Source organism: Rhodococcus sp. 1163 (assembly GCF_002091985.1).
GTDB lineage: Bacteria > Actinomycetota > Actinomycetes > Mycobacteriales > Mycobacteriaceae > Rhodococcoides.
Genome location: NZ_MKKX01000018.1, coordinates 24,657 through 45,558, shown reverse-complemented (window position 1 = coordinate 45,558; position 20,902 = coordinate 24,657). Strand labels below are relative to the sequence as shown.

Sequence of the window (20,902 nt, the reverse complement as noted above, 5' to 3'; positions counted from 1 at the left end):
AAACCGTGCTCCCGATGCTTGACTGACCGCCCCCCGCAGTATCGATCGGACAGTATTGATCGGACACTAGCGATTAGACGAAAAGGAAGACAGCTCAGTGACGTCACTTCTCGGTCGGATCAAGCATGACGCAGCCACTCACGACACTGCCACGCAAGACGCGGCCCTCGAACGTATCGCTTCGGCCACCAAGGATCTGGAACCACCTTTCGCTGCCGTGGACTCGGTTGCGTTGGACTTCAACGCGTCCCAGTTGATTACTCGCAGCAATGCGCTACCGGTTCGGGTCGCCAGCAAGTCGGTGCGATCGCGAGCGATACTCGGCCGTGTCCTCGGAAGGGATCGGGTCACCGAAACCACGGCTGGATCGAATACGGCTGCCGGGCAAGGGTTCCAGGGAATCATGGCGTACTCGACGGCGGAAGCCCTGTGGCTCGCAGGTGCCGGTGATCAGCACGGAGTCGATGGCGCCGTCGACATCCTCATGGGGTACCCGAGCGTCGACACCACATCCCTTGCCGCGATCACCCGTGATCCGGTGCTGTCTTCACGCATCACTCTCATGGCCGACGACGTTGCACATCTCGATATCATTCGGGCCGCAGCAGGTTCCGATCGACTCGCCCCGCGCATCTGTATCGATGTCGATGCTTCGCTGCGGATCGGACCCGCTCATATCGGGGTGAGGCGCTCTCCGCTACGTGAGCCGGCGCAGGTCGCCGAACTCGCACGCATCGCGCATGCGCGAGGCTTCCACGTCGTCGGAGTGATGTTCTACGAAGCCCAGATCGCGGGGTTGCCGGACTCGAATCGCGCTGTCGAGCTGATGAAGCGTCTGTCGGCATCGGAGCTTCTGGTGCGGCGCCAGGCAGTGGTCAGCGCAGTGACCGACGTGGTCGGACCCTTGGAAATCGTCAATGGTGGTGGTACCGGTTCACTCGAGGTGACCTCGGCGGATCCCGTCGTCACCGAGGTCACTGCCGGTTCGGGACTTTTTCTGCCCGCGCTGTTCGACCGCTACAAGGCTTTTCCGCCGAATCCGGCCCTGTATTTCGCGTTGCCGGTTCTCCGCAAGCCCACCGCGTCGATCGCGACGGCATTCGGCGGCGGGTACATCGCTTCGGGTCCGGTGTCGGCGACGCGAGTGCCGTTGCCTGTCGGGTTCTCGAATGTGGTGCGCGGGGTGACGCGTGGCGGGTTGAAGCTGATCCGAAACGAAGGCGCAGGCGAGGTTCAGACGCCGCTGCGTAATGCCGAATCGGTTGCGATCGGTGACCGAATCTGGTTCCGTCACGCCAAGGCAGGTGAAGTGTGCGAGCGCTTCGACACGCTGTACGTCATCGACGCGGACGGTGGACGGTCGGCGGTCCCGACCTACCGAGGAGAGTCGAAGAACTTCGGCTAGTCATGCCCGCTGTTACCCCTGCCCGCTGTTACCCCTGCCCGCGATTACTCAGTGCCATGAAGGTTCCCAATGTGACGAGCCCGTCGGGGGTTGTGGGGAGGTGCTGAGTGAGGCTGCGGGACCGGATGAGAAATGCGGCCCACTGGCCACGCGAGATTGCTACGTTCAGTCTGTTGCGTGAGAGCAGAAATCCCATTCCTCGGGGGACGTCGTCGACGGACGAGGCGGCCATCGAGACGAGGACCACCGGAGCCTGACGGCCTTGAATCTTGTCGACGGTTCCCACCGGAACCTCGTCGAGGCCGACCTCTGCGAGGTGGGCGAGGATGACAGCGACCTGTGCGTTGTATGCGGCGACGACGAGAAAGTCCGATGCGGCGAGTGCTCGGGTCCCCTCGAACGACGCAGGGTCCGTCCACTCGTTGCCGATCAGTCCCTGAATGCGAGTGGCGATCTCCGCGGCTTCTTCCGGCGAGCCCGTCGAGTTCCCGTGATGATCGACAAGGACGGTGTGCAGGCCGGGGGCGAGTCCGTCGAGGTTTCGTGCCTCGGTCACCTCGCAGTTCGACTCGAGGCGCCCCTCGTACGCCAGCGCCGATACTGGCGCGCACAGTGCCGGATGCATACGCCACGTGGTAGCCAGGAAGTAACCGCGATCGGCAGGAAGGGCGCCGTGTCCGGCAGCGAGCCAACCGAGCGCCGATCGGTCGACGGGTTCGGGGTGGGTTCCCTGGCTTACCTGGGGTAGTTGTTGTGGATCGCCCAGCAGCAACAGATTTCGAGCTGCACCGGCGACGGCGATGGTGTTGGCCAGTGAGAATTGGCCGGCTTCGTCGATCACGAGAAGATCGAGCGACCCAGGAACTACCCGGGTGGAATGCGAGAAGTCCCATGCCGTCCCGCCGACGACGCAGCCGCGATCTGCGTCGGCAACGAAGCCTGGGTACTCGGTTTCTTTCAATACGGTCTGTTCGGTCGGTGCTTTCTTACCGACCGATCGGGCGTCGACTCCTGCCTTGACGACGGTGGCGAGAAGATTGTCGACCACCATGTGTGATTGTCCGACAACTCCGATGCGCCAATGATGCTCGCGCACAAGGTGGGCTATCACCTTGGATGCGGTGTAGGTCTTTCCTGTTCCGGGCGGGCCTTGAACCGCAAGGTACGAGTGGTCGAGGTCGAGAAGCGCTGCTGTGATGGCCGAGGCATAGTCGTTTCCGTTTACGGGTGGAAGCCGATTGCCCGATGTGGTTCGAGGTGGCGACAGCGCCATCAGGTCGGCCACGGCGGTCAGTGGCAGATCGGGCAGCGTGTCATCGACCTCGGTGGCGGCGGTCTCGATTGCGGACTCGAGGCTTGCGGTGGGTACGGGTCGATCCGGAGCTGTCGCGATCGGAGCATCGAAATACGGCTCGGTGCCCGCTCTCAGAGATTCCTCGACGATGACGGCATCTCGGGTGCCGGCGAACCCGACGTCGACGATCTTCGCCATGGACGAACCACGATGGGTCTGGTGCAGCTTGTCCAACCCCTCGGGTGACGGATTGTCGTACAACAGTCTGACCGTATGACCGACTCCACCGATGACACCATTGGACAGTTCACCGACAACTCTCAGTTTCCTACGTAGAACTCGTTGGCGTGGCGCGGTTTTCATCCAATCGTGGAGAACTTCCACGTGATCGATCTTCATGACGTCGGCGGCGTCGGCCCACTCGTCGACAGGGTCGGTCAGTCTGTCGAAGTGCGCCCACCAGAAAGGCTTACGTTCGCGTCGGTGAAAGCCGACGGCGCCCGCGTACATGGCAACCGCCTGCTGAGCCGGTGTTCGATTCCAGGGCAGGCCGGCGTACTCGCCGAGTGAGATTTCCAGTGGGGTTGCAGTGTCTTCCCTTTCCACGACCGGTTCGCTCGGCTTGCGGGGCGTGACCCCGGCGTCTGAAGCCCTGGCGAGAAGCCAATCGCGGAGCTCGATCGTGGAGACGCAGTCCGTCCGGTTGTACTCGGCGATCTCGTTCAGCAGTTCCGCCGCCGCGACATCCTTGCCTGCATCGCGGAACTCGCACCAGTGTGCGTACTCGACGATCGAGGCCGCGGCATTCGTGACGTCTCCCGATCTGTCCGCGGGCATGTAGAGCGGTTCGAGCTTCTTGATGCTGTACGACCTGGCACCGATGCGGACCGACGCGCGCACGATCGGATACAGATCCACCAGGACCTCGTGCCGCAACAAATCGTCCACGGTGTCCTCGCCGACGCCGTACCGGCCTGCCAGCCGAAGTAACGCTGTTTTCTCGTACGGGGCGTAGTGGTAGACGTGCATGTTCGGGTATTCAGCGCGCCGGGCCGTGACGTAGGCGAGGAAATCGATCAGCGCCTGACGTTCCTGGTTGCGATCGTGTGCCCAGAACGGCTCGAACGACAAGTCCGTGTTCAGAACACCGAAGAGGTACTCCAGACCCCAGTCGTTCGGATGTGCCGGATCGGCCCAGAGCGGGTCGCCTTCGAAGTCGAAGAAGATGTCACCAGGGTCCGGTTCTGGGATCGAGCCGAGACCCTGAGCGTCGAAGATGTCGAATTCGGCGGCGCCGGTGCGCTCCTGACGCACCTGCAGTGCGGCCTGTGCCCGCAGACTCGTCGATGTTCTGTCCGACATGCCGTCCACCGGACCGGCCGAGGCGGCGAGCTCTTCGATAGTCGAGATGCCTGCGTCGATCAGTCGCTCGCGCGCCGAACTGCGCATACCCGCAACAAGGATCAGGTCTCGGTGTTCCTCGACCTGCACCGCGCAGGTATCGCACCGGCCGCACGCGGAATATCTCGTATCTGCCCACCCGACAGCGGTCCCCTCCGCCTGATGTTCGTCGAGTATGCGTTGAAGGTTCTCGCGGGACTGCCGATAGACGGCAAGTATTTCGGTGAGGGTGTGGCTGGAAGTGCTGCCGTCGCCGAGCATCAGATGCACGTGATCGGATGGCGTGATTCCACCGCGCTGCAGTGAGTCGGCGTACGCCGCCAACTGAAGTAGCGCAGGAACCTTTGCATGACGAGACAATTTGGTGTCGTAGACGCTGTAGCGGTCCCCGTCGGCTACCAGGAAGTCGCAGAATCCGAGGAATCGGCCGTCGAAGAAGGTCGCCTGATAGAGCACCGGGGTGCGGGAGGTCAACGCTGTGAACGTCGACCAGTCGGCGTCGGCGAGTTCTTGACGGGTGCGGCCCGGCCTCTCCATCGTCAGCACTCCGCCCGGAAACTGCTCTTCGAACCGTGCCAGCTGCGTGCGTTCGTGTGCGAGGCCGAGTGCTGATGTTCGCTCCAGCATCGGATCGGGTTCGGCGGCAACACGCCGCACGAGCCCGTTCAAGCTGTCGAGTCGTCGGAGCAGACCGAACTCGCAGGACGAGGCCGCCGCGAGATCGCTGGCGCTGTAAATTACCTGATCGTCCAAGAGGAACACGCGCATAACTGTAGGGGAATGCACCGACACGGAACCTAAACAGGCAAGATGGTCCAATGCCGTTTTTCGAGGGAGTCACCGGTGCCGTTCATTACCGATCATGGACGACGGCACACCCCCGTCTCATCGTGGTGTTCCTCCACGGATTGGGACAGAACAGCGGCCATTACCATCGGTTCGCGCGGGTGATGAACGGGTGCGACATCGATGTATGGGCCATCGACCACGTCGGCCACGGTCTCACCGAGGGCGAGCTGTCCGATGCCTCGCAGATCGAAGGTCTTGCTGACAACGCCCTTCAGCTCGCAGCGATAGCGCAGTCCGAGCGTGACGGCATCCCGGTGGCCCTGATGGGGCATTCGTTGGGCGCGGCAACCGCGATTGCTGCTCTCGACAAGGATTCGAGCCGATTCACCTCGGCGGTGTTGTGTGCGACCCCGAAGTCGGTCGTCGGTGCAGCCGGCGCTGATCTGTGCAGCTCGACCGTGCCTATCCTGGCGCTGCACGGCATGGACGACCGGATGGCGTCGATAGATGCTGTTCGCACGTGGATTCCGTCGGTGCCGGGTGCTCAGTTGAAGGAATACGACAATGCCGGTCATGATCTGTTGCACGAGAAGATCCACCGGACCGTCTCGCTCGACGCGGCCGAGTTCATGCTCGGCTGTATAGATACAGCTGTATAGACATAGGTGTGTAGGCATAAAGGTGTGACGTGCATGCCCGAACAGCAGACATGCACGTCACACGGGTAGGTCAGCTGTAGATCGACTCGATGACCGAGCTGCGCTCCTGGTGGATGATGTTCCGCTTGAGCTTGAGCGTCGGGGTCAACTCTCCGGTCTCCACCGTGAAGTCCTGCTCGAGGATCTTGTACTTCTTGATCTGCTCGGGCTTGGAGACCTTCTTGTTCGCTTCGGCGACGGCCTTGTCGATCTCGGCAACGAGATCGACGTGGATCGACAGTTCCGCGAAGGCAACGGTTTCGGACAGCCCGTGGCGTTGCTTCCAGCCGGGCAGTGCCTCGGGATCGAGGGTGATCAGCGCGCCGATGAAGGGCTTGGCGTCGCCGACGACGAGGGTCTGGCTGATGAGCGCGTGCGCGCGCAGTGCGTCCTCGAGTACAGCGGGTGCAACGTTCTTGCCACCGGCGGTGACGATGATTTCCTTCTTGCGGCCGGTGATGGAGACGTAACCGTCCTGATCGATGGAGGCGAGGTCCCCGGTGTGGAACCATCCGTCGACAATGGACTCGGCGGTGGCTTTGTCGTTGTGCCAGTAGCCGCTGAAGACCACTGGCCCCTTGAGGAGTAGTTCGCCGTCCTCGGCGACCTTAACAGCGTGACCGTTGAGCGGTTTGCCGACCGTGCCCACGCGCTGCTCTGCCGTGGTGTTGACGGTGACTGCTGCGCTGGTTTCGGTGAGGCCGTAGCCCTCGTACACCGGGACGCCGATTCCGCGGAAGAAGTGCCCGAGGCGTGCTCCGAGGGGGCCGCCGCCCGAGACGGCCCGCACACAATTGCCGCCGAGAGCGGCACGCAGCTTGGAGTAGACGAGCTTGTCGAACAGTGCGTGCTTGAGATTGAGAACGAGGCCGGCTCCGCCCTTTTCCTTGGCCTCGCTCCACTCGATTGCGGTTGCGGCGGCCTTGTCGAAGATTCCGCCCTTGCCGCCATCGTGCGCCTTCTGCTTGGCAGAGTTGTAGACCTTCTCGAACACGCGCGGTACCGACAGGATGAAGTCCGGCTTGAAGACGGCGAACTGGTCGACGAGGGTCGTGACGTCGGCCGTGTGCCCCACGGTGACTTTGGATTCGAACGCGCCGAAGGAGATTGCCCGCGCGAACACGTGTGCCATCGGCAGGAACATGAGCGTACGGTTGCCCTCCTTCATCGAATCGTGCAGCGCCAACTGAACTGCCTGGACCTCGGCGTAGAAGTTGGAGTGCGTCAGCTGCACGCCCTTGGGGCGGCCGGTGGTGCCGGAGGTGTAGATCAGCGTTGCAGGCGAGGACGCGCCGACCTGCTTGCGACGGGTGTGCAGTTCTTCATCGGTGATCGCTGCGCCGCGCTTGCTCAGTTCTTCGACTGCGCCTGCGTCGATCTGCAGTACCTCACGCAGGTCGGCGGCGCCTTCGGTGACCTCTTTCAACGCCTCGGCATGTGCCACGGATTCGATGAACAGGATCTTGGTAGCGGAATCTTCGAGGATCCACTGAGCCTGATCAGCCGAGGATGTCTCGTAGATCGCGACCGTGCATCCGCCGGCGGTCCAGATCGCGTAGTCGAGGAGAACCCACTCGTAACGAGTTGCGGACAGGATTGCGACGCGATCGCCCAGTTCGACTCCGGAGGCAATGAGTCCCTTTGCAACTGCAGATACTTCCTTGGCGAACTGAGCTGCGGTGACGTCGGTCCACGAACCGTTCTGCATCCGCACGAACGGTACGAGGTTCGGGGACTCCTTTTCGTACCGGAACACCGAATCTGCCATGGATGCGTCTTCGGGAATGGTGAATGACGCAGGTACAGAATATTCTCGCACTGTGGGACCCCTCCGGGAAAATGACGTAATAGATGTGCATTTCATCACACTCTTGGCCGGCGTGCACTACCGATGGGGTGTCCGGATTGCGAACTTTCGGCCAGATCTACCGAGTTTTGGTGTAACTCTGGGTGGACCTTAACCGTTGTCGCACGGAGGTTCGAGGCTTCTCTCCTTATCTGCCCCCGATATCGCCGTCGGTCGGATCGGGGGATGAGAACCACTGCGGCCGGTGGGTGCGTGACCATGAATTCTCGGCACTCGGTCCACTGGGTCGGTCGCAGGGACTAAACTGGGTTGCATATGAGCACAACAGAGCCGAATCAGGATGCCGCCGTGACGAGTGACGAAGCAATTTCGAATAGGTCGGCACCGGCGCCCACCGACTCGACCCCCGCCCCGGACGCTGCGTCCGAAGAAGCTCCGCAGCTTACTTTCGCCGACCTCGGAATCGAGGAACGTGTTCTGCAGGCCCTGCGGGACGTGGGATACGAGACACCGTCGCCTATTCAGGCTGCCACCATTCCGCCGCTGATGGCAGGCAACGACGTTGTCGGATTGGCTCAGACCGGTACCGGCAAAACTGCGGCGTTCGCGGTGCCGATCCTCTCGCGGCTCGACGTGTCGCGGCGTGTTCCGCAGGCGTTGGTGTTGGCACCGACGCGTGAGCTTGCGCTGCAGGTGGCCGAGGCGTTCGGCAAGTACGCCTCGCACATCCCTGGCCTGCACATCCTGCCTATCTACGGCGGTCAGGCATACGGTATTCAGCTCTCGGGTCTGCGCAAGGGTGCGCAGATCATCGTGGGTACCCCCGGTCGCGTCATCGATCACCTGGAGAAGGGCACGCTCGACCTGTCCGCCCTCGAGTATCTGGTTCTCGACGAGGCCGACGAGATGCTCAAGATGGGCTTCCAGGAGGATGTCGAGCGAATTCTCTCGGATACTCCCGAGTACAAACAGGTCGCTCTCTTCTCGGCCACGATGCCTGCTGCGATCCGCAAGATCTCCAAGCAGTATTTGCACGATCCTGTCGAGATCACCGTCAAGACCAAGACCTCGACGGCACCGAACATCACGCAGCGCTACGTGCAGGTCGCACATCAGCGCAAGCTCGAGGCACTGACACGAATCTTCGAAGTCGAAGAATTCGAAGCGATGATCATGTTCGTCCGAACGAAGCAGGCCACCGAGGAGCTCGCCGAGAAGCTGCGCGCACGGGGATTCTCCGCGGCCGCGATCAACGGTGACATCGTGCAGGCTCAGCGCGAGCGGACCATCGGTCAGCTCAAGAACGGCCAGATCGACATTCTCGTTGCCACCGACGTCGCGGCTCGTGGTCTCGATGTCGATCGCATTTCACACGTCATCAACTACGACATTCCGCATGACACCGAGTCGTACGTGCACCGCATCGGTCGTACCGGGCGAGCGGGCCGAGCCGGTCAGGCGTTGCTGTTCGTAGCGCCACGGGAGCGTCACCTGCTCAAGGCGATCGAGCGTGCGACGCGTCAGCCGATCACCGAGATGCAGTTGCCGAGTGTCGACGACGTCAACGCGCAACGCGTCACCAAGTTCGGGGACTCGATCACCGAGAGCCTCGAGAGCGAGAATCTCGCTTTGTTCCGCCGGCTCGTCGAGGATTACGTGCAGGCACACGACGTCCCGCTCGCGGATATCGCAGCAGCGCTCGCCGTGCAGTCCCGCGACGGTGAAGCGTTCTTGCTCAAGCCCGAGCCGCCCGCCCCGCCGCGCGCACCACGGGAGCCACGCGAGCCGAGGCCTCCGCGCACGTTCGACGCAGACGCGGCCGATTCTCATCACCGTAAGACCGGTCAGGAGATGGCGACGTATCGGATCAGCGTCGGCAAGCGTCATCACGTCGCGCCGGGTGCCATCGTCGGAGCTATCGCGAACGAGGGCGGACTACGCCGCAGCGACTTCGGGCACATCAGCATCAGACCGGATCACTCGCTCGTGGAACTGCCTGCGGATCTAGCCGACGAGACGGTCGAAGCGTTGCGTCGTACTCGGATCAGTGGGGTGCTGATTCAGCTGACCCCCGACTCCGGGCCTCCGGGACGCAGTGGCGGCGGCGGCAAGTTCAAGGGCAAGCCCAGGCGCTGAGAAAGCCGATAAGTAGACAGACACCGTCTGCCTACGCGTCGCACCCTGTTTCAGACGGTGCGACGCGTAAGTGGACGGTGTTTCTCTTGGGCGGACCCGCCTTCGTCAGCCCATGATCCGCTGCAGAAACTGCCTCGTCCGCGGCTCGGTCGGATTGACCAGTACTTCCTCTGGCGTTCCGCGCTCGAGGACGATGCCGTCCTCGATGAAGAGAACTTGATCGGCGACCTGCTGGGCGAAGCGGATTTCGTGGGTGACGATCACCATCGTCCACCCCTGTGCTGCAAGATTTTTGATGACGGCGAGTACTTCGCCGACCAGTTCGGGATCGAGGGCGGAGGTCGGTTCGTCGAACAGCATGAGCTTCGGTCGAAGCGCCAAGGCTCGGGCGATCCCGACGCGTTGTTGCTGGCCGCCGGACAGTTGGAACGGGTATTGATCGGCTTTGGTTTCGAGGCCGACCTGCTCGAGCAGGGTGAGAGCGTCGGCGATCGCTTCGTCTTTCGGACGCTTCTGGACGATCACCGGACCTTCGATGATGTTCTGCAGGACGGTTTTGTGTGGGAACAGATTGTGGCTTTGGAAGACCATTCCGCTTTGCGCCCGCAGGAGTCGAAGGTCTGCCGCGGACACTGTGGTTGCGAAGTCCACAGCGACGTCACCGATCCGGATCGACCCGGAATCGGCGGGGTCGAGTGCATTCAACGATCTGAGCACCGTCGTCTTGCCGGATCCGGACGACCCGATGATCACGGTGACGCTCCCCGCCGGGACGGAGAAGGAGACGTCGCACAGCACGTCGATCTCGCCGAACGACTTTTTGAGTGCCTTGACGTCGAGAAGGTCGGTCATTTCGCCACATACCTGTCGAGTCGGACTTCGAGTTTTCCTTGGAAGAAGGAAAGAATCATGCAGATCACCCAGTAGTACAGAGCGGCAACGCTGTAGAGAGCGAAGAAGTCGAACGTCGGTGCGGCTGCCAATTGCGCGACGCGAAGCAATTCGGTCACCAGAATGGTCGACGCCAGCGAGGTGTCTTTGACGAGTGAGATCAACGTGTTCGACAGCGGAGGCACAGCGGTACGCAGAGCCTGGGGAAGAATGATGCGCTGCAGCGTCGTTCGGTAACCCATGCCGATGGTCTGCGAGGCTTCCCATTGCCCCTTCGGCACGCTGAGGATGGCCGCTCTGATGACCTCGGCCGCATAGCCGCCGACGTTCAAGCTGAATGCGACCACCGCAGCTGGGAACGGGTCGATCACCACTCCGAACTGCGGCAGCGCGTAGAAGACGATGAACAACTGCAGCAGTAGCGGCGTGCCTCGAACGATGGACACGTAGAAGCGCGCTACCGAAGACAATGCTGTGTTCGACGAGATGCGCGCCAGTGCAACTGCGAGCGCGATGACGAGACCGATGGCGAAGCTGATGGCCGTCAGCGGGATGGTCATCGTCAGCGTTGCCTTCAACATCGGCCACAGATTGTCGAGGATCAGATCGAACTTGGATTGTGGTTCGACCCCTGATGCGTCCGACGTCGGTGCCTGGGTGTCTGCCGTCGGCGCGGCGACGGCGGAACCGAAGTACTCGGTGGAGATCCGGTCGAGCGTTCCGTCCGCCTGCAAAGTGTCTATCGCATTGTCGATTTCGTCCATCAGGCCGCTGTCTTTGCGGGCCGCGAATGCCTGGTAGCTGGTGTCTCCGGTCTGCGCCGCTACTTTGACGCCGGTGTCGCCGGTCTGTTTCAGATACTCGGCGATAGCGAGACTGTCGTTGACGGTGGCGTCGACGCGCCCGTCTTTGACGAGAGTGACGGCTTGCACGAACCCTTCGACGGCTTCGACTTTTGCGCCTGCGTCAGCGGCGACCTGAGCCCAGTTGCTGGTCGAGGATTGTGCGGTCGTCTTGCCGGCGAGGTCTGCGACGGAGGTGATCGACGTGCTGTTCGCCGAGTCGAGGATTTCGCCTTCGGAGACCGTGTACGGCTTGGACAGGTCGTATGCGTTCTGTCGATCGGGGTTGATCGTGACCTGATTGGCGATCAGGTCGAAACGCCCGGATTGAAGTCCGGCGAAGATCGAGTCGAACGGCGTTTGTACGTACTCGACGCGGACGCCGAGTTCGCCCGCGACGGCATCGACCACGTCGATGTCGTACCCGGTGAGTTGTCCGTTCGAGCCCTGAAAGCTGAACGGGCTGTAGGTGCCTTCGGTACCGACGACGAGGACACCGTTGTCCTTGACCGTATCGATCAGTGGTCCTGTGGAGGACCCACACCCGGCCACGGACATCAGTGCGACCAGCACGGCCAGCAGGGCGAGCACTTTGCGATGCACTTCGAAGTAGGCCTTCCGTCATCTCGTTCGGTAGAGGAAACCTACCCGTCGATCTCTATTTCTGCCGATACGACCACGGCGTTGTTCATCGGTAGTGCTGCCGTTCCGATGGCGCTGCGCGCATGAGCTCCGACTTCGGGGCCGAACACTTGCAGGATCAGATCGGAGAAGCCGTTGATGACGGTCGTCGTCTGGGTGAACCCGTGATCGGCGTTGACCATTCCCGAGACCGTGAGCCAGGCGCTGATTCGATCGAGGTCGCCGATAGCGCGTTGCACGCTGGCGAGTACCGCCAGGGCCGTGTCTCGTGCAGCGTCCGTGGCCTCGTCGAGGGAGATGTGCGACGGCACTGCGCCGAAGGGGCCTGCCATCGATCCGTCCGCCCGCTGCGGTGAGTGACCCGTGACGTACACCCGGCCGCCTCGAACGCGAACCCATTCGAAGGAGAATTGGAATCCCGGCGGCGCGTGAGCCTCGGCGGGAAGGACGAATCCCAGTTCTTCCAACTTGCGTTCGATGTGCATCTCAGTGGTACCTCCGTGCCGGAATTCCGTTGATCGTGCGCACCGTCCATCCAGTCTCGTCGCGGACGAGAGTGGACACCCCTGCGTTGAGGATGCGCGGCGACGGTACACCGCGGATGGCGCCGAGAATCGCTCGGATGATGCCGCCGTGGGCGACCGCGATCACGGAGGAGTCCGAAAACGTTTGCGCAATCTCATCGACAGCGCGCACTCCCCGCTCGATCAGGGTGCCGCGCGGCTCCAGCCCTGGATACAGTCCGTCCGGCCAGTGTGAGTACGCGTCGTAGTCGGTGAATCCCTCGGCCTCGCCGAAGTGTCGTTCGGCGAGATCGGGATAGGTGGCGCTGCGCTCGATCCCGAGATGCGATCCGATGATGTCCGCCGTCTCGGAAGCCCTCGACAATGGCGAACTCACCAACAGGTCCCAGGTGTGGCCCTCGAGTTCGTACACGGCTTCGCGGGCTTGCGCGCGGCCGGTCGAGTTCAGTGGGATATCCGAGGAGCCTTGGAGGCGACCGTGCAGATTCCAGTCGGTTTCGCCATGTCGAACCAGTGCCAGCAAAGTCATAGTGTCCGGAGAGTATCCCAGCTACTGGAGAGTACGGTCGAAAGAGACAACGTGGTCGAGTCCGGAGGGACCAAAATGAATCTTGCCCTGACAGAGAAGGAAGCCGCATTTCGTGATGAAATGCGGACTTTTTTCACCACTGAGATTCCCGCGGAAATACGCGAGAAGAGCAAGGTGGGCATCGAGCTGAGCCGTCAAGACATGGTGACGACGATGCAAATTCTCAATGCGAACGGTCTGGCTGTTCCGCATTGGCCTGCAGAGTTCGGCGGGCGGGATTGGACGCCGGTTCAGCGTCATATCTGGCTCGACGAGATGCAGCTGGCCTCGGTACCCGAGCCACTGGCATTCAACGCCTCGATGGTCGGACCGGTGATCGCTACTTTCGGCTCGCAAGAGATGAAGGAGAAGTTCCTCCCGAAGACGGCGAATCTGGACATCTGGTGGTGTCAGGGATTCTCCGAGCCCGAGGCAGGATCGGACCTCGCATCGCTGCGAACCACCGCCTTGCGCGACGGCGACGACTACATCGTCAACGGCCAGAAGACGTGGACGACGCTAGGGCAGTACGCCGACTGGATCTTCGCTCTCGTCCGGACCAACCCGGATGCCCCTAAGAAGCAGGCGGGGATCTCGTTCCTGCTGATCGATTTGAACACGCCCGGCATCACGGTGCGCCCGATCAAGTTGATCGACGGCAGCGTCGAGGTCAACGAGGTGTTCTTCGAAAACGTCCGTGTTCCAGCGGAGAACCTTGTGGGCGAGGAGAACCAGGGGTGGAGCTACGCGAAGTTCCTACTCGGCAACGAACGCACCGGTGTCACCCGGGTCGGACACACGAAGGTTCGTCTGGAACAGGCAAAGAAGCATGCGGCCGCCACCGCCGTTGCCGACGGCACGCTGCTCGAAGATCCGATCTTCGCGGCGCGGTTCGCCGAGCTCGAAAACGAAGTTCTCGCACTCGAACTCACACAGCTGAGAATGGTGTCGGGATCTTCTGACGGCAAGCCGAATCCTGCGTCGTCGATTCTGAAGCTTCGCGGATCGGAGTTGCAGCAGGCGGCTACCGAGATGTTGATGGACATCGCAGGACCCGATTCGCTTCCCTACGAGGCCGGCGACGACATCGACAGTCCCGGTTGGGCACAACGTTCGGTACCGACGTACCTCAACTACCGCAAGGTATCGATCTACGGCGGCTCCAACGAAGTGCAGCGGCAGATCATCGCATCGACGATTCTCGGATTGTGAGGGGCAGGACATGGATTTCGAACTGAACGAAGAACAGAAACTCCTGCGTGACACCACTCGTGAGGTGCTGTCGAGGGCGTATGACACCGAGAAGCGGAACAAGATCGTTGCCGCGGAACCTGGTTGGTCGGCCGATGTGTGGAAGCAGCTCGCCGAAGTCGGGCTACTCGGACTGAGCTTTTCCGAGGACGACGGCGGCATGGATGCCGGTCCGGTGGAGATCATGGCCGTCATGACCGAGGTCGGACGTCGCCTCGCCCCGGAGCCGATACTCGATGCGGTGCTCGTGCCGGGCGGGTTGATCTCCGAGGTCGGAAGTGTCGATCAGCGTCGACGCGTCTTGCCCGGCGTAGCCGAAGGCAGTACGTTGCTTGCCTTCGCGCACAACGAAACCGGCAGCCGTTGGCCGAACGTCACGGTGAGTACTTCAGCGACCGAGGACGGCGGTTCGTGGTCCATCACCGGTACGAAGAATCCGGTCCCATCAGGCGGCAGCGCCGATGTACTGGTGGTCAGTGCCACGCTTCCCGGCGGCGGGGTAGGCCTGTTTCTCGTCGACGGCGATGCGACGGGGCTCGATCGTAAGTCCTACCAGACTCACGATGGCGGCCGGGCGGCCCAGATCACGCTGACCGATGTCGCGGCCGAGCCGTTGGGTGATGGCGTAGATGCGAGCGCGGCCATCGTCGCTTCGGAGGTGAAGGCTCAGGCTGCACTGTGCGCCGAAGCTGTCGGTGCCATGGAAGAGGCATTGAGGCTGACGACGGACTATCTGAAGCAGCGCAAGCAATTCGGTGTTCCGCTCGCCAAATTCCAGGCGTTGACGTTCCGGGCAGCGGATATGTACGTCTTGCTCGAACTGGCGCGCAGTATGGCGCTGTACGCGACAATGAATCTCGCGGACGACGTCGTCGATCCGCTCGTGGCCTCGCGGTCGAAGCTGCAGATATCTCGGTCCTCGCGCAAGCTGGGGCAGGAGGCGATTCAGCTGCACGGTGGTATCGGCGTCACGGCCGAATATCCGGTCGGACATTACGTCAGCAGGCTCGTCGCGATCGAGCACACGCTCGGCGGTGCCGACGAGCACCTGCGCGTGCTGTCGAAGTAGCAAGGTCCGACAGGTGAGTGGGAATCGGAGAGATTCCCACTCACCTGTGTGGGGAGCTGTCTCGGTGTTCGTTCTCCGTAAATTCTCCGTACCCCGAGTGTTCCCTTTGGAGGGTTTGGCTACTGTGAACTACAGGGCATGCGAAAAGTGTGCCCACGAGAAGGCCGATCGGAAGCGAGACACCGATGAAGGCTCGGACGGCTGAGTACCCACGCCCGAATCACTGCCTCCTGCACCTCAGCGATACCCACCTTGTCGAGGGTGGTGATTTGTACGGTGGAGTGGACAGTACGGCCACGCTGCGTCGCATCCTCGCAGACGTCGAGACGTCCGGCGTGCGCCCCGATGCGCTGGTATTCACCGGCGATCTCACCGACCGAGGTGAGCCGGGTGCTTACGACACGCTGCGGGCGCTGGTCGAGCCGGTTGCCGATGCGCTAGGTGCCCGGATCATCTGGGCGATGGGAAATCACGACGACCGTGCGACCTTCCGGTCCAGGTTACTCGACCAGGCGCCGACGACCGTGACGGTCGACCGTGTGCACGAGGTGGCAGGACTTCGCATCATCACGTTGGATTCGACGGTTCCCGGTCACCACTACGGCGAAGTGACGCAAGCCCAATTGGATTGGCTTGCAGGCATTCTCAAGACGAAAGCCGAATTCGGCACCATTCTGGCGATGCATCACCCGCCGGTGCCTGCGGTGTTGGATCTTGCGGTGCTGGTGGAGTTGCTCGATCAGCACCGACTCGCGGATGTGCTCCGTGGGAGCGACGTCAGATCCATCCTGGCCGGTCACCTGCACTATTCGACTTCGGCGACCTTCGCAGGCATTCCGGTGTCCGTTGCGTCCGCTACCTGCTATACCCAGGACCTCAACGTCCCACCCGGTGCTACCCGGGGCCGGGATGGTGCTCAGGCCTACAACCTCGTCCACCTCTACGACGACAACGTCGTGCACTCGGTTGTCCCCATCGGAACCTACGAGACAGTCGGTGAATACGTCTCCGCCGAAGAGGTCGTTCGGCGTCTGGACGAGGCTGGGGTGACCATCGCCGAAAGCGCACGGCGGCCGAGGTTCAGCAGTATCTAGCTTTCCCAGGGCGCGACGATGGGGAAGTACCTTTCGAGGAACTCGGTGACCCGACGGGTCCGCACCTCGAGGTCGACCTCGGGAAAGCTGCCGTCGTTGAGGCAGAAGAAGTCGATCGAGCGTTTGGGCAGAAGGTTCTCCATGGAATGGAGTCCCGAATGCGACGTGGTGTCGATGTAGGTCACTTTGGCGTTCGTCTGCACCACTGCCCGGCCGCTCATCAACGCGTAGTAGTGGTAAAGCGAGTTGGTGACCGAGATGTTGGTGCTGGCCCGGAACACGCTTGCGGCAGTGGCAGCGAACTCGTCGGCGAACTCGTTCTCCATCTCCTGCATGACGCTTTTGCGCAGTGGCGTTGCCGCGTGTTCCAGGTGCCTGGTGGTCATCAGACCGAAGCGGTCCTGCAGCAGTCGACGGTTGACCCGGGCAGCGTTCTCGAACCCGCTGCGATCTTCGTCGTTGTAGCCCAACCCAATTCGGGTGCCGGCTTCGATGAACATGCTGATACCGCCGGGTGAGAAAAACATCTGCGGGCCGACGGGGCGTCCGAAGAACATGTCGTCGTTGGAGTAGAGGAAATGTTCGGACAGGCCGGGGATGTGATGCAGCTGGGATTCGACGGCCTGTGAATTGTGCGTCGGCAGAACGGAGGTGTCGACGAAGAACGTTTCGCTGGGCACGAACGTCACGCGCGGATCTTCGGCGAGCCAGCTCGGTCGGTCGGAATCGGTTGCGACGAAGATGCGACGAATCCACGGTGCGTACATATGGATCGAGCGAAGCGCATACTTCAATTCGTCGATCTGCCGGAATCGTGCGGGTGAGGAGTCACCTTCTCCGACAATGTAGTTCTGCATGCGGCGTGCGCGTTGAGCTTGGAACTCCGCGGAGGAGCCGTCGACCCAGGAGAACACGATGTCGATATCGAAATTGATGTCCGACGCGTGGTCGGCGAACATGTTCTCGATTGTCGGCCAAGACTTTCCGAAGCGTTCGACGGTTCCGCGCACCGCTTCGTCGCGTCGGATGGTGCGGCGGGTCAGTGAGTTCTCGACGGGAAGCACGATCTCCTGGGGCGAAAATGCCCACAGTTCGATCTGAACTGCCGTCGAGGCGCCGTAATGCAGGCCACTGTTCGGTTCGATTCGGGGGCGGTAGAGACGAAAGATGCGGGCGTCGGAGGCGGGCGACAATGATCCGTCGGCTACCAGTACCGTCTTGGCTCGCTTGATGTCAACCGTTTTGGAGTAGAACGGCTCTTGCATGCACGCCTCGACCAGTGCTGCACGCAGTGGCTCGCGCTCGGCAGCATCTATGGCAATGACGGGTCGCTTGTCGTTACCGCGAACCAGCAGGTACCGGATGCGTGCACTGTCGAGTGCCGCGCGGATGAACAGCAGATCGAAGACCATCGCCTGGTGGGGCGTCGTGGACGTGATCGACAAGGCGAATCTTCCGTCGTACGCAACCACATCTGTTCGGTCCGTCAGACGCGCGACGGACTCGGGCGATTCACCGATCACCGGGTCGAGCGTGTCTTGCTCGGGGGCGACCAAATAGATCTCATGGGGCGTGGACGTCGAGGTAATGGTGACCCTTCCGGAAGTGGCGTGCGAGCCGAGAACCCCCGGAGCGTGCCGTCAGTCTATAGCGGAGTGAACCGGAACTATGCGCATGGCAACGAGCACCCCCACGGCCGCGCCTGCCACATCGAATGCGGCGTCGAGGAGGGAACCGCTACGGCCCAACGGTAGGACGGCCTGAAGGATCTCGGACGCTATCGCGAAAGTTGTCGTCCAGAGGGCGGTCCGCAACACCGACACCGCTGCGATACGTGAGGTGTACGCGAGGGCGAAGAAGAGCGTGAAGTGAATGATCTTGTCGCTGTGGGTGAATCCGCTGGGCACGCCTGATGCGGGGGTGAACAGAATGATCATCGCGACGATCAGTGCCAGAGCCAGTGGCACGTAGTAGCGCAGCGGCAGAGGCAACCAGTAGCGGTGCGGCAAGGACATCGCCATCACTCTAGTTGCCCCTGCATTCCCTCTCGCGAGGTCAGAGCTTGCGAAGCACTGCGACGGCGTCGACGCGCTCGACCTGCTCGCCTTCGGGGGTGGTTCCGGTTCGCGCACGATTCTCGGCGACGACGACGGACCATGCCTCGGTGGGGAACAGTGCGGTGACCTCATCGGCTGTGAACAGGATCTCGGCGTGTCCGTGCTGCGCGGCCAGGGCGTCGGAGGGGCTGTGTCCGACGATCAGGAGGTGTCCGCCCGAGGTGACTGCGTCGCCGAAGCGAAGGACTGCCGGCTGGAACTGGGCGGGTGGCAGGTGGAAGAAGTGGGCACTGACCAGGTCGAACGACGTGGCGGGTGGAGCCCACTCGGTGAGATCGCGGTGGAGCCACTTAACGGTTCGGTCACCTTGTGCCTGCCGAGCGCGTTCGAGGGCAATGGGGGAGATGTCGGCGCCGGTGGTCTTCCAACCGTTGTCCGCGAGCCAGAATGCGTCGGCTCCTTCGCCGCTGCCGATGTCGAGGGCGCTGCCTGGCGTGAGCTTCGACGCTTCTGTGGTCAGTACCTGGTTGGCGTGGCCGCTCCAGATGTTGGGTCGTTCCGAGTACAGGTTGTCCCAGAACGGCTGGTCGAAGGCTGCCGGAGCGTCGTCGTGTGTGTGCATATCCATGACAATGCCGACGCACTCGCAGATGCGCAAGTTTATTTGCTGATTCGGCAAATGCGGCCGAAAGGTGTGTCAGACATCGATGAGAACTTTTCCGGTCACGCCGTTCTGAACTGCCTCGTGCGCAGCGGCTGTGCCGGACAAGGGGAACCGGTGCAACGGTAGACCGGCGCTCTCGCCGACCTCGAGAACACCGGCACCTGCCGCAGCGCTGACGTCTTCCCGAGCTGCCTTCAGGGCCGCCTCGCCGACGGTGTAGAGCAGAATGAACTGGTAGCGAGTGTTGAGCACCATGTTCGGTCGTACATCGAGGGTGATCGTGTTGCCGCCGTTGTTGGCGTACACGGCAATCGAGGCACGCGTGGAGATGACAGCGGCATTCAGCTCCGCGTTCTGCGCCGGGGCGACCTCGACCACCAGATCGACCCCGTCCGGGGCGATGGCTCGGATCGAGGCAGCGGCATCACCCGTTGTGTAATTCACTACGTGATGTGCCCCCGCGGAAGTGGCGAGGGCTGCTTTTTCCGGGCCGCTGACGGTCGTGACGACCGTTGCTCCCGCCCAGCGCGCGAGCTGGATCGCCGCATGCCCGACCGCTCCCGCACCACCTGCAACCAGGACCGTCTTGCCGACGAGCGCGCCGGGATGTAACCGCGAGGGGCCATCCTCGGAGACGGTCAGTGCGCGGTGGGCTGTCATGGCGGGTACGCCGAGACTGGCCCCGACGTCGAAGCCGACGTGTTCGGGGAGTCGTACGACGCGTTCGGCCGGGACGACGGTGTATTCCTGTGCTGTTCCGGTCGGCCTCCGGTGCTGTGAGAGGTACAGCCACACCCGGTCACCGACTGCCAGACCTTCGACGCCGGTGCCTGCCGCATCCACGGTCCCTGCACCGTCCTGGTTGGGCACGACCTCTTCGAAGTCGAGTGCGTCCCCGGGGCGCGCACCCGCTCGGTTCTTCCAATCGGTGGGGTTGACACCGGATACGGCTACCTTCACTCGAACCTCGCCCGGTCCCGGTTCAGGTATCTCTCGGTCCACGAGATCGAGTACAGAGGTGTCGCCGGTCCTGGTGTATGTGATTGCCTTCATATCAGGGTGCAACGGGTTGGGCAGTACCGGAAATTCCGGTGATGAAAATTGCCCAGTCGGGTATGCACGTCGAACCCGGTGATGAAAATTGCACAGTCGGGTCTGCACGTCGAACACAGTCGGGTATGCCCGTCGTGGTAGGTATCCCACCACGCCATCTGCACCGTATTTCGAAAGGACAATTCACGTGAATCACGCCGGAGTACTCATCGACGCCTTCGACCGCATCAAAGGGGTCGTCCACGACACCCTCGACGACATTTCTCCCGAGGCGCTCACCTTCAGGCCGGACGAGGAGGCCAACACGATTGCGTGGCTGATCTGGCACTTGACCCGCGTTCAGGATGATCACGTGGCAGGCGTCGAAGGAGGGGAGCAGGTGTGGACCTCGGACGGCTGGGAGGGCAGATTCGGCCTACCGTTCGAGAGCTCTTCGATCGGCTACGGCCACAGCGCCGACGATGTCGCCCGGGTGAGCGCCGACGCCGACCTTCTCCGCAGCTACCACGACTCGGTACACGCCAGGACAGTCGCCTATCTCGGCTCGCTGACGGCCGAGGATCTCGATCGCGTCGTCGATCAGCAGTGGGATCCCCCGGTGACACTCGGCGTGCGGCTGGTGTCGGTGGTGTCCGATGACCTCCAGCACTGTGGACAAGCGGCCTATGTACGGGGCTTGTTCGAGCGGAAGTAGCTGCTCACCGTACGTCCGCTTGG

17 protein-coding genes are annotated in these 20,902 nt (G+C 62.2%); 7 read left to right on the top strand and 10 right to left on the bottom strand.

Annotation, left to right across the window (positions count from 1 at the left end; all coding sequences use genetic code 11):
- The first annotated feature begins 118 nt into the window (after positions 1-118).
- Entirely contained in the window at positions 119-1,405 is a 1,287-nt protein-coding gene (locus BJD99_RS06345) for an alanine racemase (RefSeq protein WP_084346340.1), read from the top strand.
- A 28-nt stretch (positions 1,406-1,433) separates the two neighbouring features.
- Here the strand turns inward: BJD99_RS06345 and BJD99_RS06340 are convergent, their stop codons facing one another.
- The gene (locus BJD99_RS06340) at positions 1,434-4,862 is read right to left on the bottom strand and encodes a bifunctional RecB family nuclease/DEAD/DEAH box helicase (protein ID WP_084346339.1); all 3,429 of its coding nucleotides are present in this window, start codon (positions 4,860-4,862) and stop codon (positions 1,434-1,436) included.
- Between the two features lie 56 nt (positions 4,863-4,918).
- On the opposite strand from BJD99_RS06340, the gene BJD99_RS06335 reads away from it, so the two are divergent.
- Positions 4,919-5,548 carry an alpha/beta hydrolase gene (locus BJD99_RS06335; RefSeq protein ID WP_084345982.1) on the top strand — a complete coding sequence of 210 codons (630 nt, stop codon included), beginning with the start codon at positions 4,919-4,921 and terminating at the stop codon, positions 5,546-5,548.
- Positions 5,549-5,618: 70 nt separating this feature from the next.
- On the opposite strand, the gene BJD99_RS06330 is transcribed toward BJD99_RS06335, so the two are convergent.
- Positions 5,619-7,406 carry a long-chain fatty acid--CoA ligase gene (locus BJD99_RS06330; protein ID WP_179142213.1) on the bottom strand — a complete coding sequence of 596 codons (1,788 nt, stop codon included), beginning with the start codon at positions 7,404-7,406 and terminating at the stop codon, positions 5,619-5,621.
- 303 nt (positions 7,407-7,709) lie between these two features.
- On the opposite strand from BJD99_RS06330, the gene BJD99_RS06325 reads away from it, so the two are divergent.
- Positions 7,710-9,530: a DEAD/DEAH box helicase gene (locus tag BJD99_RS06325; protein WP_256895524.1), complete on the top strand. Its 1,821-nt coding sequence runs from the start codon at positions 7,710-7,712 to the stop codon at positions 9,528-9,530.
- 105 nt (positions 9,531-9,635) lie between these two features.
- On the opposite strand, the gene BJD99_RS06320 is transcribed toward BJD99_RS06325, so the two are convergent.
- The 4 genes from BJD99_RS06320 to BJD99_RS06305 are packed head-to-tail and all read right to left on the bottom strand — an operon-like array spanning position 9,636 to position 12,958.
- On the bottom strand, positions 9,636-10,382 hold the full coding sequence (locus tag BJD99_RS06320) for an amino acid ABC transporter ATP-binding protein (RefSeq protein ID WP_084345980.1): 747 nt from the start codon (positions 10,380-10,382) through the stop codon (positions 9,636-9,638).
- A complete protein-coding gene (locus BJD99_RS06315; protein ID WP_084345979.1) occupies positions 10,379-11,866 on the bottom strand; it encodes an ABC transporter permease subunit in 1,488 nt (495 codons plus the stop codon). Before BJD99_RS06315 ends, BJD99_RS06320 begins: the two co-directional genes overlap by 4 nt.
- Before the next feature lie 41 nt (positions 11,867-11,907).
- Positions 11,908-12,390: a RidA family protein gene (locus BJD99_RS06310; protein WP_084345978.1), complete on the bottom strand. Its 483-nt coding sequence runs from the start codon at positions 12,388-12,390 to the stop codon at positions 11,908-11,910.
- A 1-nt stretch (position 12,391) separates the two neighbouring features.
- Entirely contained in the window at positions 12,392-12,958 is a 567-nt protein-coding gene (locus BJD99_RS06305) for a histidine phosphatase family protein (protein WP_084345977.1), read from the bottom strand.
- 75 nt (positions 12,959-13,033) lie between these two features.
- Between BJD99_RS06305 and BJD99_RS06300 the strand changes: the two genes are divergently transcribed.
- From BJD99_RS06300 to BJD99_RS06290, 3 genes are all read left to right on the top strand, one after another.
- The gene (locus BJD99_RS06300; RefSeq protein WP_084346337.1) at positions 13,034-14,209 is read left to right on the top strand and encodes an acyl-CoA dehydrogenase family protein; all 1,176 of its coding nucleotides are present in this window, start codon (positions 13,034-13,036) and stop codon (positions 14,207-14,209) included.
- Positions 14,210-14,219: 10 nt separating this feature from the next.
- The gene (locus BJD99_RS06295) at positions 14,220-15,317 is read left to right on the top strand and encodes an acyl-CoA dehydrogenase family protein (protein WP_084345976.1); all 1,098 of its coding nucleotides are present in this window, start codon (positions 14,220-14,222) and stop codon (positions 15,315-15,317) included.
- Between the two features lie 185 nt (positions 15,318-15,502).
- Entirely contained in the window at positions 15,503-16,411 is a 909-nt protein-coding gene (locus tag BJD99_RS06290) for a phosphodiesterase (RefSeq protein WP_084345975.1), read from the top strand.
- Here the strand turns inward: BJD99_RS06290 and BJD99_RS06285 are convergent.
- The 4 genes from BJD99_RS06285 to BJD99_RS06270 all read right to left on the bottom strand — a co-directional run bounded on the left by BJD99_RS06285 (position 16,408) and on the right by BJD99_RS06270 (position 20,185).
- Positions 16,408-17,823: a stealth family protein gene (locus tag BJD99_RS06285; protein WP_084346336.1), complete on the bottom strand. Its 1,416-nt coding sequence runs from the start codon at positions 17,821-17,823 to the stop codon at positions 16,408-16,410. The two genes, BJD99_RS06290 and BJD99_RS06285, sit on opposite strands and share 4 nt — an antisense overlap.
- A gap of 228 nt (positions 17,824-18,051) precedes the next feature.
- Entirely contained in the window at positions 18,052-18,426 is a 375-nt protein-coding gene (locus BJD99_RS06280) for a VanZ family protein (protein WP_256895523.1), read from the bottom strand.
- A 40-nt stretch (positions 18,427-18,466) separates the two neighbouring features.
- Positions 18,467-19,090: a bifunctional 2-polyprenyl-6-hydroxyphenol methylase/3-demethylubiquinol 3-O-methyltransferase UbiG gene (locus BJD99_RS06275; RefSeq protein WP_084346334.1), complete on the bottom strand. Its 624-nt coding sequence runs from the start codon at positions 19,088-19,090 to the stop codon at positions 18,467-18,469.
- Between the two features lie 75 nt (positions 19,091-19,165).
- Positions 19,166-20,185, bottom strand: a complete 1,020-nt coding sequence (locus tag BJD99_RS06270; RefSeq protein ID WP_084345974.1) for an NADPH:quinone reductase — start codon at positions 20,183-20,185, stop codon at positions 19,166-19,168.
- A gap of 181 nt (positions 20,186-20,366) precedes the next feature.
- On the opposite strand from BJD99_RS06270, the gene BJD99_RS06265 reads away from it, so the two are divergent.
- Positions 20,367-20,879: a DinB family protein gene (locus tag BJD99_RS06265; RefSeq protein ID WP_084346333.1), complete on the top strand. Its 513-nt coding sequence runs from the start codon at positions 20,367-20,369 to the stop codon at positions 20,877-20,879.
- The last annotated feature ends 23 nt before the right edge of the window (positions 20,880-20,902 follow it).